We start from the raw sequence: 12,133 nt of genomic DNA on the forward strand, positions 1-12,133 counted from the left end.
GCCCACTACAGAAGTAAGGTTCAGAGTGCGGTATCCGAAACGGCGTCAATCTCCGATATAAATAAAAAACGTCAATCAATTTGACCGCACTTTTTTATATCAACTCGGTCTCACTAAAATTTACAGAGGAAAACCAATAATGGGTTACTCCTATACTGAGAAAAAACGAATTCGTAAAGACTTCGGCAAACGTCCGCAAGTTTTAAATGTACCTTATTTATTAACTATCCAATTAGATTCTTTTGATAAATTCATTCAAAAAGATCCTGAAGGTCAACAAGGCTTAGAAGCTGCATTCCGTTCTGTTTTCCCAATCGTAAGCAATAACGGTTATACAGAATTACAATATGTTGATTACCGTTTAGAAGAGCCTGAATTTGATGTACGTGAATGTCAAATTCGTGGTTCAACTTATGCAGCAGGTTTACGCGTAAAATTACGTTTAGTTAGCTACGATAAAGAATCTTCATCACGCGCAGTCAAAGATATTAAAGAAAGCGAAGTATATATGGGTGAAATCCCATTAATGACTGACAACGGTACCTTTGTCATCAATGGTACTGAGCGTGTTATCGTTTCACAATTACACCGTAGCCCAGGTGTATTCTTTGATTCTGACAAAGGTAAAACACACTCTTCAGGTAAAGTGCTTTATAACGCACGTATTATCCCTTACCGTGGTTCTTGGTTAGATTTCGAATTTGATCCAAAAGATAACTTATATGCGCGTATTGACCGTCGTCGTAAATTACCGGCAACCATTATTTTACGTGCGTTAGGTTACACGGTTGAAGAAATCTTAAACTTATTCTTCGATAAAGTAACTTTCGAAATCGCTGGCAATAAATTACTCATGACATTAGTGCCAGAACGTCTACGTGGTGAAACGGCGACATTTGATATTGAAGCAAATGGCAAAGTCTATGTAGAACGCGGTCGTCGTATTACAGCTCGTCACATTAAAGCATTAGAAAAAGATAATGTGACACAAGTTGAAGTGCCAACTGAATATATCGCAGGTAAAGTTGCAGCGAAAGATTATGTAGATCTTGAATCTGGTGAAATTATTTGCCCAGCAAATGGCGAGATTTCTTTAGAAGTGTTAGCGAAATTATCGCAAGCAGGCTATAAAGTGATCGAAACATTATTCACTAATGACTTAGATTACGGTCCATATATCTCTGAAACATTACGTGTTGATCCAACTTACGATCGTGTAAGTGCGTTATATGAAATCTATCGTATGATGCGTCCAGGTGAACCACCTACACCAGAATCTTCAGAAGCATTATTCAATAACTTATTCTTCTCTGCAGAACGTTATGATTTATCTGCAGTAGGTCGTATGAAGTTTAATCGCTCATTAGGTATTCCTGAAGGCGAAGGTACTGGTATTTTAAGTAACGACGATATCATTCGTGTAATGAAAAAACTCATCGATATCCGTAATGGCCGTGGTGAAGTGGATGATATCGACCACTTGGGTAACCGTCGTATTCGTTCTGTGGGTGAAATGGCAGAAAACCAATTCCGTATTGGTTTAGTTCGTGTAGAAAGAGCAGTTAAAGAGCGTTTATCTTTAGGCGATTTAGATGCGATCACGCCACAAGACTTAATTAATCCAAAACCAATTTCTGCGGCAGTGAAAGAATTCTTTGGTTCTTCACAACTTTCGCAATTCATGGACCAAAACAACCCATTATCAGAAGTAACACACAAACGTCGTATTTCTGCATTAGGTCCAGGCGGTTTAACGCGTGAACGTGCTGGCTTTGAGGTGCGTGACGTACATAACACTCACTATGGTCGTTTATGTCCAATCGAAACCCCAGAAGGTCCAAACATTGGTTTGATCAACTCACTTTCTGCGTTTGCCCGTACTAATGATTACGGTTTCTTAGAAACCCCATATCGTAAAGTGGTTGATGGTCAAGTGACTGAAGAAATCGAATATTTATCTGCAATTGATGAAGCAAACTACATCATTGCACAGGCGAACTCAAACCTTGATGAGAACAATCGCTTTACAGATGCATTCGTTACTGCACGTGGTGAACGTGGTGAATCTGGTCTTTATAAACCAGAAGAAATTCACTATATGGACGTTTCAACCCAACAAGTGGTATCGGTGGCTGCAGCGTTAATTCCATTCTTAGAGCATGACGATGCGAACCGTGCCTTAATGGGTGCGAACATGCAACGTCAAGCGGTTCCGACTTTACGTGCTGATAAGCCGTTAGTGGGTACAGGCATGGAAAAACCAATTGCACTTGACTCAGGTGTGGCGGTTGTAGCGAAACGTGGTGGTACAGTTCAATATGTTGATGCCTCTCGTATCGTTATCAAAGTAAATGAAGACGAAACCGTAGCAGGCGAAGCGGGTATCGATATTTATAACTTAATTAAATACACCCGTTCTAACCAAAATACGTGTATCAACCAAATTCCTTGTGTGAATTTAGGCGATCCAATTAATCGTGGTGAAGTATTAGCAGATGGTCCTTCAACAGACTTAGGTGAATTAGCATTAGGTCAAAATATCCGTGTGGCGTTCATGCCTTGGAACGGTTATAACTTCGAAGACTCAATGTTAGTTTCCGAGCGTGTAGTACAACAAGACCGCTTCACGACAATTCACATTCAAGAATTATCTTGTGTGGCGCGTGATACTAAATTAGGTTCTGAAGAAATTACTGCGGATATTCCGAACGTAGGTGAATCTGCATTAAGCAAATTGGATGAATCTGGTATCGTGTATGTGGGGGCTGAAGTAAAAGGTGGCGACATCTTAGTCGGTAAAGTAACCCCTAAAGGCGAAACTCAATTAACACCAGAAGAAAAATTGTTACGTGCAATCTTCGGTGAAAAAGCATCTGACGTGAAAGACTCTTCATTACGTGTACCAAACAGTGTAAGCGGTACTGTAATCGACGTTCAAGTCTTCACCCGTGATGGCGTAGAAAAAGACAAACGTGCATTAGAAATTGAAGAAATGCAGTTAAAACAAGCTAAGAAAGACCTTTCTGATGAATTAGAAATCTTAGAAGCTGGCTTGTTTGCTCGTGTGCGTAATGTCCTTATCGCTGGCGGTATTGATGCGGCTCAATTAGATAAAATGGATCGCACAAAATGGTTAGAACAAACCATTTCAGATGAAGAAAAACAAAACCAATTAGAACAGCTTGCTGAGCAATATGAAGAATTACGTAAAGAGTTTGAACACAAACTTGAAGTAAAACGTAAGAAAATCATTAAAGGCGATGATCTAGCACCAGGCGTGTTAAAAGTGGTTAAAGTTTACCTAGCGGTGAAACGTCACATCCAACCGGGTGATAAAATGGCGGGTCGTCACGGTAACAAAGGTGTTATCTCAAAAATCAACCCTGTGGAAGACATGCCATACGATGAAAACGGTCAACCGGTTGAAATCGTATTGAACCCACTGGGTGTACCATCTCGTATGAACATCGGTCAGATCTTAGAGACCCACTTAGGCTTAGCTGCTAAAGGTATCGGTGATCAAATCAATGCGATGATCAAACAAAAACAAGATGTTGAGAAACTTCGTGGCTATATGCAAAAAGCATACGATTTAGGTCATGGCGCACAAAAAGTGGATTTAAGCACCTTTAGTGATGACGAAATCATGCGTTTAGCAGAAAACCTACGTAAAGGTTTACCGGTAGCAACACCAGTGTTTGATGGTGCTGATGAGCAAGAAATCAAAGAAATGTTGAAACTTGGTGGCTTACCAACTTCAGGTCAGATCACGTTATACGATGGCCGTACTGGTGAGAAATTCGAGCGTCCAGTAACCGTAGGTTATATGTACATGCTCAAATTGAACCACTTAGTTGATGACAAAATGCATGCTCGTTCAACAGGTTCTTATAGTCTTGTTACTCAACAACCACTTGGTGGTAAAGCACAATTCGGTGGTCAACGTTTCGGTGAGATGGAGGTATGGGCACTTGAAGCATATGGTGCGGCTTATACCTTACAAGAAATGTTAACTGTGAAATCCGATGACGTGAACGGCCGTACGAAGATGTATAAAAACATCGTCGGTGGCAACCAACAAATGGATCCGGGTACACCGGAATCTTTCAACGTAATTATGAAAGAAATCCGTTCACTTGGTTTGAATATCGAGCTAGACGAAGAGTAATCGACAAACCGGTCTTCCCCTGTTCGGCAGGGGAAGCAAAAGGAAGAAATCGCCGAAGTGCGGTTAAAAAACAAGATATTTTTGACCGCCCTTTGAAACCCTTAACTCCGACAGGAGACTATTTGTGAAAGACTTAGTTAAGTTTTTAAAAGCACAATCAAAAACCAGTGAAGATTTTGATGTGATTAAAATTGGGTTAGCTTCTCCAGACATGATCCGTTCTTGGTCATTTGGTGAAGTTAAAAAACCTGAAACAATCAACTATCGTACGTTCAAACCTGAGCGTGACGGTCTTTTCTGTGCACGTATTTTCGGGCCAGTAAAAGATTACGAATGTTTATGCGGTAAATATAAACGCTTAAAACACCGTGGTGTGATTTGTGAAAAATGTGGTGTTGAAGTAACACAAACTAAAGTGCGTCGTGAACGTATGGGCCACATTGAATTGGCTTGTCCAGTTGCACATATTTGGTTCTTAAAATCACTTCCGTCCCGTATCGGTTTATTACTTGATATGCCGTTACGTGATATTGAGCGTGTGCTTTACTTTGAAATGTACATCGTAACCGAACCGGGTATGACCGATTTGGAACGTGGACAGTTATTAACTGAAGAACAATTCCTTGATGCAGAAGACCGCTGGCAAGATGAATTCGAAGCGAAAATGGGTGCTGAAGCAATTCAAGATTTACTTAAAGGTATTGATCTTGAAGTGGAATGTGAAAAATTACGTGAAGAGTTACAAGAAACTAACTCTGAAACAAAACGTAAGAAAATCACTAAACGCTTAAAATTATTAGAAGCTTTCCAACAGTCTGGTAATAAACCAGAGTGGATGGTGATGACTGTATTACCAGTACTTCCACCAGATTTACGTCCGTTAGTACCATTAGATGGTGGTCGTTTTGCAACTTCTGACTTGAACGATTTATATCGTCGCGTGATCAACCGTAACAACCGTTTAAAACGTTTATTAGATTTAATCGCACCAGATATTATCGTGCGTAACGAAAAACGTATGTTACAAGAATCTGTTGATGCGTTATTAGATAATGGTCGTCGTGGTCGTGCGATTACGGGTTCTAACCGTCGTCCATTGAAATCACTTGCGGATATGATCAAAGGTAAACAAGGTCGTTTCCGTCAAAACTTATTAGGTAAACGTGTTGACTATTCAGGCCGTTCTGTAATCACTGTAGGTCCATACTTGCACTTACACCAATGTGGTTTACCGAAGAAAATGGCATTGGAATTATTCCGTCCGTTTATCTACGCAAAATTAGAAAGCCGTGGTTATGCAACTACAATCAAAGCGGCTAAGAAAATGGTTGAGCGTGAAGACGCGATCGTTTGGGATATCTTGGCAGAAGTTATTCGTGAGCACCCAATTCTATTGAACCGTGCACCGACACTTCACCGTTTAGGTATCCAAGCGTTTGAACCACTTCTAATCGAAGGTAAAGCAATCCAATTACACCCGCTCGTTTGTGCGGCGTTCAACGCGGACTTCGATGGTGACCAAATGGCGGTTCACGTACCATTAACACTTGAAGCTCAGTTAGAAGCGCGTGCGTTAATGATGTCAACCAACAACGTACTTTCACCAGCAAACGGTGATCCTATTATCGTTCCATCACAAGACGTGGTGTTGGGTCTTTACTATATGACCCGTGAAAAAGTGAACGGTAAAGGTGAAGGCATGTTATTGCAAGATCCGCGCGAAGCTGAAAAAGCATATCGCACAGGTGAAGCAGAATTACATTCTCGCGTTAAAGTACGTATTACTGAATATGTGAAAAATGAGGCTGGCGAATTCGAAGAGAAAACCACATTAACTGATACCACTATCGGTCGTGCAATCTTATGGATGATCGCGCCAAAAGGTATGCCTTATTCATTGTTTAACCAAACATTAGGTAAAAAAGCAATTTCTAAACTTATCAACGAAGCTTATCGTCGTTTAGGTTTGAAAGAAGCGGTAATGTTTGCTGACCATATTATGTATACCGGTTTTGCTTATGCTGCACGTTCAGGTTCTTCTGTGGGTATCGACGATATGGTTATCCCAGAGAAAAAATACGAAATTATTTCTGCAGCGGAAGCTGAAGTGGCTGAAATTCAAGAACAGTTCCAATCTGGTCTTGTAACAGCGGGTGAGCGTTATAACAAAGTAATCGATATTTGGGCTGCAGCAAATGAGCGTGTAGCTAAAGCAATGATGGAAAACTTATCTCAGGAAGAAGTTATCAACCGTGAAGGTAATCCTGAGAAACAAGCTTCTTTCAACAGCATCTTTATGATGGCTGATTCTGGTGCGCGTGGTTCTGCAGCTCAGATTCGTCAGTTAGCAGGTATGCGTGGTTTGATGGCGCGTCCAGATGGTTCGATCATAGAAACCCCAATTACAGCGAACTTCCGTGAAGGTTTGAACGTACTTCAGTACTTTATTTCAACCCACGGTGCGCGTAAAGGTTTGGCGGATACCGCATTAAAAACAGCAAACTCTGGTTACTTAACTCGTCGTTTAGTTGACGTAGCGCAAGACTTAGTGATCGTTGAAGATGACTGTGGTACACACGAAGGCTTAGTCATGACTCCATTAATTGAAGGTGGCGATGAGAAAGTTCCACTTCGCGAATTAGTGTTAGGTCGTGTTGTAGCTGAAGATGTGTATAAACCAGGTACAGAAGAAGTCTTAATTGCACGTAACACTTTATTAGATGAAAAACTTTGTGATGTGTTAGATGCAAACTCAGTGGACAGCGTAAAAGTACGTTCTGTTGTAACTTGTGATACTGACTTCGGTGTATGTGCGAAATGTTACGGTCGTGACTTAGCGCGTGGTCACCTCATCAACCAAGGTGAAGCAGTGGGTGTTATTGCTGCTCAATCTATCGGTGAGCCAGGTACACAGTTAACCATGCGTACGTTCCACATCGGTGGTGCAGCTTCTGCAGCAGCGAAAGAATCTAGCGTACAAATCAAAAACAACGGTACTTTACACCTTGCTAACGCGAAATTCGTTGTTAATGATGAAGGTAAATTAGTTTTAACTTCTCGTAATACTGAATTAACGGTGACTGATGAATTTGGTCGTACGAAAGAACACTATAAAGTGCCTTACGGTACTGTATTGAACAAAGCAGACGGCCAAGAAGTATCAGCGGGTGAAACAGTAGCAAACTGGGATCCACATACTATGCCAGTAGTCTCTGAAGTATCTGGTTTTGTGAAATTCGTTGATATCGTGGATGGTTTAACTGTAACTCGTCAAACGGATGAATTAACCGGTCTTTCTTCTATCGTGGTACAAGACGTAGGTGAACGTGCAACTGCAGGTAAAGATTTACGTCCAACCATCAAATTAGTTGATGCCAAAGGTAACGATATCTTCTTACCTGAAACTGACGTTATTGCGCAATACTTCTTACCAGGTAAAGCAATCGTAAGTTTAGATGACGGTGCGGAAGTGAAAGTGGGTGAACCACTTGCTCGTATTCCACAAGAATCTGTGGGTACTAAAGATATTACCGGTGGTCTTCCACGCGTTGCTGATTTATTCGAAGCTCGTAAACCGAAAGAGCCTGCAATCTTGGCTGAAATTTCAGGTATCGTGTCCTTCGGTAAAGAAACCAAAGGTAAACGTCGCTTGCTAATCACTCCAACTGAAGGTGAAATCTACGAAGAAATGATTCCAAAATGGCGTCAGCTCAACGTATTTGAAGGTGAGATGGTAGAACGTGGTGACGTGATTTCTGATGGTGCAGAAACTCCACACGATATCTTACGTTTACGCGGTGTTCGTGCTGTAACTGAATACATCGTGAACGAAGTGCAAGAAGTTTACCGCTTACAAGGGGTAAAAATTAACGATAAGCACATCGAAGTTATCGTACGTCAAATGTTACGTAAAGCAGTTATCACCAAAGCTTATGACAGCGAATTCCTAGAAGGGGAACAAGTTGAAGTGGCTCGCGTGAAAATTGTGAACCGTAAACGTGAAGCGGAGGGTAAACCACCAGTTGAATTCGAACGTGAATTACTTGGTATTACCAAAGCGTCATTGGCGACAGAATCCTTCATTTCTGCGGCATCGTTCCAAGAAACCACTCGCGTGCTTACTGAAGCAGCAGTGGCGGGTAAACGTGATGAATTACGCGGCTTGAAAGAGAACGTAATCGTAGGTCGTTTAATCCCAGCTGGTACTGGTTTTGCGTATCACCAAGGTCGTCACAAAAAACGTATTGTAGACGATGTTGTGATTAAATTGTCTGAAGATGATGAAGCAGCAATTGCTGATGAATTCGTGATGACAGCAGATGATGCAACAACTAACTTGGCAGAAATGCTTAATATGGCAGATGATGCAGAGTAATCGCTAATTGCTAAAAAAGAAAACCCGAGTTTAGGCTCGGGTTTTTTATTATCTTAATACAGAAAGTGCGGTCAGTTTTTGATGCGTTTTTCGTTTGGAAAAGTATCGTAAAAATGACCGCACTTTCTTTTCATCAATAAAAAAGCCACCTTATCGGTGGCTTTGAAATATTTTGCTTAAGCTGAGATTACCAACCTTTTACAACGCCATCTTTAAAGTGTTTTTTCGCTTCTTGGTAAACTTCTTCAGTTTGGTATGCTTTCACGAAATCTTGGATCGCTTTGCTGTCTTTGTTATCAGTACGCGCAACGATGATGTTTACGTATGGAGAATCTTTATCTTCTACGAATACGCCATTATCTTGTGCATTTAAGCCAACTTGACCCGCATAAGTGTTATTTACAACAGCAAGATCAACATCATCTAATGCACGAGCTGCAACAGAGGTATCTACTTCAGAAATTTTTAAGTTTTTCGGATTTTCAACGATATCTGCGACAGTTGAAAGAAGATCGTTAGAATTTTTAAGTTTGATTAAACCTTGTTTCTCAAGAAGGATTAATGCTCGACCACGGTTTGATGGGTCATTTGGCACCACAACTTTCGCGCCATCTTTTAATTCATTTACATTTTTGATGGTTTTAGAATAGCCAGCAAGCGGGTAAACAAAGGTGTTACCAACGATCACTAAGTTGTTTAAGTTTTTCGCTTTTACATCTTCATCTAAGTAAGGTTTGTGTTGCATTGCATTAGCATCTAAATCACCTTTAGATACAGCAGTGTTTGGTAATGCGTAGTCATTGAATAAAACAAATTCAACATTTAAGTTGTATTTGTCTTTTGCAACTTTTGCAGCAGTTTCGGCTACTTGGTGTTCAGGACCCGCCATTACACCAACTTTGATTGATGTTGCAGCAGGTGCAGTTGACGCTGCATCTGCTTTTTTCTCTTCTTTACAACCTGTTAATACTAATGCTGACGCAATAGCGGTGATAGCAAATAAGTTTTTTAATTTCATGTTTTTTCCTTGTTGTGAATAAAATGGTATAGAAAATAATTAACGGTGATCCACTCGTTTTGCGAGTGTGTCGCCTAATTTTTGACTGAGCATCACGATAATCACGATAACAATCGTTGCTGCCCAAGTTACTGATGGCATATTACGATAGACACCATAGTTAATGGCGAGACTTCCTAAGCCGCCACCGCCTTGCGTTCCCGCCATTGCGGTATAGCCAATTAATGTCACGAAAGTGAGCGTAATAGCATTAATGAGCGTAGGTAGGGATTCAGGCAAATAGAATTTACGAATAATTTGCCAATTGGTTGCACCCATGGCTTTTGCTGTTTCAGTCAAACCGGTTGGAATCTCAAAAAGCGCATTACTCGTAAGACGTGCAAAAAATGGCGTTGCGGCTGCACTTAATGAGACAATCGCTGCATTAGAACCAATACTACCGCCAGGAAGTAACCAACTGGTAAGCGGAATTAAAGCGAGTAATAAAATAATATAAGGAATTGAACGTCCGATATTAATAATGACGTTTAAAAACGCATTGAGCTTTTTGTTTTCTAAAATCGCCCCTTTATTGGTTAAAAAGGTTAAAAAACCCAGTGGTAAGCCTAATAAAGCGGCAATTAATGTCGATAATACTGACATATAAATTGTTTCAACGGTCGATACCGTTAATAAACTCGCAAAATTATCGGGGAATTGTTGGCTAAATGTTGCCCATAAATCATTGAACATAGCCTAGCACCTCTACTCGAACGTTATTTTCCATTAAATAAACTTTGGCTTGCGTAATCGCATCTTCATCACCTTCAACCTCCGCAATGGTAAAGCCAAATTTTACCCCACCGGCATAATCAATTTGTGATGTTAAGATACTGAGTTCCACGCCAAATTTTTTCGATGCTTGAGAAAGTAATGGCGCATCGACGGAACGACCAGTAAATTCAAATTTGATGATCGGATACGATTTGGCATGTTTTGGTGTATCAGATAAATTTTCTAAATATTCTTCCGGCAACGTAATGTGGAAAGTCGAACTGATAAATTCTTGGGCCAATTCTGTTTTCGGATTAGAGAAAATTTCGCTAACCGTGCCTTGTTCAATCAGACGACCTTTATCAATCACGGCAACTTGATCGCAGATGCGTTTAACCACTTCCATTTCATGGGTAATAAGAAGAATGGTGATACCTAAAGTGCGGTTGATTTCTTTTAATAATTTTAGAATGGATTGGGTTGTTGCCGGATCTAATGCGCTAGTCGCTTCATCACAAAGTAAGACTTTTGGATCGCTTGCAAGTGCACGAGCAATCGCTACTCGTTGTTTTTGACCACCAGAGAGATTAGCAGGATACACATTATGTTTATCACTTAATCCAACAAGTGCTAAAAGTGCGGTCGTTTTTTCTTGAATTTCTGCTTTCGATTTATTTTCTAACTCAAGTGGCAATGCTACGTTTTCAAAAACGGTTCGAGAGGTTAACAAATTAAAATGTTGGAAAATCATGCCAATTTGGCGGCGTGTTTTCACTAATTCAGCGTCAGAAAGTTGAGTTAGATCCACATCATCGATGATTACAGCACCGTGAGTCGGTCTTTCTAATAAGTTTACACAACGGATAAGCGTACTTTTGCCTGCGCCAGATGCTCCAATGACACCGCAAATCTGCCCCTTCGGCACATGTAATGAAACATTATCAAGTGCGGTCAGTTTTTTATCCGGAAGTGTAAAAATCTTCGTAATGTTATTTAGCTTAATCATATAAGCCCTTGTTCTCAGTTAATATTTGAATTTCATTTGTATTCTAGACGTCTAGAATGCTGTGTCAATATCTTCGGGGATCTTTTTTAGACAGATCAGTTATGACTTATTATTGCTTATATTAAGGATAAAAGGGATAATTTTGCCTTAAGAAAAAGATAAATGAGAAAATATATGAAGAAAGCTGTTTTTTTAGATCGTGATGGCACTTTAAATATCGACCATGGTTATGTACATAAAATTGATGATTTCCAATTTATAGAAGGCAGTATTGATGCATTAAAAGCGCTAAAAGAAATGGGATATCTTTTAGTTTTGGTGACTAATCAATCGGGCATTGCTCGTGGATATTTTTCAGAAGATCAGTTTTTGCAACTGACAGAATGGATGGATTGGTCATTAGCTGATCGTGGTGTGGATTTAGATGGCATTTACTATTGTCCTCATCATCCAGAAGGGAAAGGTGAATATAAAGAAGACTGTGCATGCAGAAAACCGAAATCAGGTATGTTACTAGAGGCAATTAAAGCGCTGAAAATCGATCCGGCACAATCTATTATGGTTGGCGATAAGATTGAAGATCTTAAAGCAGGCATTGGCGCAAAAGTGAAAACGAATATTTTAGTGCGAACAGGTAAACCTATTACTGAAGAGGGTGAGAATCTCGCTGATTATGTTTTGGATTCCATTGCAGATTTGCCAAGAATAGCAAAACGATTAATTAAGTAACAAAAATGATCTATTTTTTGTTCGAATAGGCGAAAAGATCTTCAACTAAGAAAAAATTTACATTTTTTTACAAAAAGATCTTGC

At 40.1% G+C, this 12,133-nt stretch carries 6 protein-coding genes; 3 read left to right on the top strand and 3 right to left on the bottom strand.

What is annotated here, in order from left to right:
- The first annotated feature begins 139 nt into the window (after positions 1-139).
- Both rpoB and rpoC read left to right on the top strand, forming a co-directional pair.
- On the top strand, positions 140-4,168 hold the full coding sequence (rpoB, locus tag HMPREF3279_RS06200) for a DNA-directed RNA polymerase subunit beta (RefSeq protein ID WP_049369662.1): 4,029 nt from the start codon (positions 140-142) through the stop codon (positions 4,166-4,168).
- Positions 4,169-4,292: 124 nt separating this feature from the next.
- Positions 4,293-8,543: a DNA-directed RNA polymerase subunit beta' gene (gene rpoC, locus HMPREF3279_RS06205; RefSeq protein WP_070868474.1), complete on the top strand. Its 4,251-nt coding sequence runs from the start codon at positions 4,293-4,295 to the stop codon at positions 8,541-8,543.
- Between the two features lie 187 nt (positions 8,544-8,730).
- Here the strand turns inward: rpoC and HMPREF3279_RS06210 are convergent, their stop codons facing one another.
- From HMPREF3279_RS06210 to metN, 3 genes are read right to left on the bottom strand one after another with little or no spacing between them, the layout of a single operon-like run.
- Positions 8,731-9,561: a MetQ/NlpA family lipoprotein gene (locus tag HMPREF3279_RS06210; RefSeq protein WP_070582971.1), complete on the bottom strand. Its 831-nt coding sequence runs from the start codon at positions 9,559-9,561 to the stop codon at positions 8,731-8,733.
- Positions 9,562-9,600: 39 nt separating this feature from the next.
- Positions 9,601-10,293, bottom strand: coding sequence for a methionine ABC transporter permease (locus HMPREF3279_RS06215; protein WP_049371343.1), 693 nt, complete (start codon positions 10,291-10,293; stop codon positions 9,601-9,603).
- Positions 10,283-11,320 (bottom strand): methionine ABC transporter ATP-binding protein MetN, encoded by a 1,038-nt coding sequence (metN, locus tag HMPREF3279_RS06220; protein ID WP_005694681.1) that lies wholly within the window; start codon positions 11,318-11,320, stop codon positions 10,283-10,285. The genes HMPREF3279_RS06215 and metN overlap by 11 nt, the downstream gene beginning before the upstream one ends.
- A 174-nt stretch (positions 11,321-11,494) precedes the next feature.
- Between metN and gmhB the strand changes: the two genes are divergently transcribed.
- Positions 11,495-12,049 (top strand): D-glycero-beta-D-manno-heptose 1,7-bisphosphate 7-phosphatase, encoded by a 555-nt coding sequence (gene gmhB / locus HMPREF3279_RS06225; protein ID WP_005697434.1) that lies wholly within the window; start codon positions 11,495-11,497, stop codon positions 12,047-12,049.
- Positions 12,050-12,133: the final 84 nt, after the last annotated feature.

Source organism: Haemophilus sp. HMSC71H05 (assembly GCF_001838635.1).
Taxonomy (GTDB): domain Bacteria; phylum Pseudomonadota; class Gammaproteobacteria; order Enterobacterales; family Pasteurellaceae; genus Haemophilus_D; species Haemophilus_D parainfluenzae_R.

Bases quoted from the DNA above. Each gene is read 5' to 3' on its own strand.
- gmhB (WP_005697434.1), top strand. From the start codon at position 11,495: ATGAAGAAAGCTGTTTTTTTAGATCGTGATGGCACTTTAAATATCGAC.
- HMPREF3279_RS06215 (WP_049371343.1), bottom strand. From the start codon at position 10,293: ATGTTCAATGATTTATGGGCAACATTTAGCCAACAATTCCCCGATAAT.
- metN (WP_005694681.1), bottom strand. From the start codon at position 11,320: ATGATTAAGCTAAATAACATTACGAAGATTTTTACACTTCCGGATAAA.
- rpoB (WP_049369662.1), top strand. From the start codon at position 140: ATGGGTTACTCCTATACTGAGAAAAAACGAATTCGTAAAGACTTCGGC.
- HMPREF3279_RS06210 (WP_070582971.1), bottom strand. From the start codon at position 9,561: ATGAAATTAAAAAACTTATTTGCTATCACCGCTATTGCGTCAGCATTA.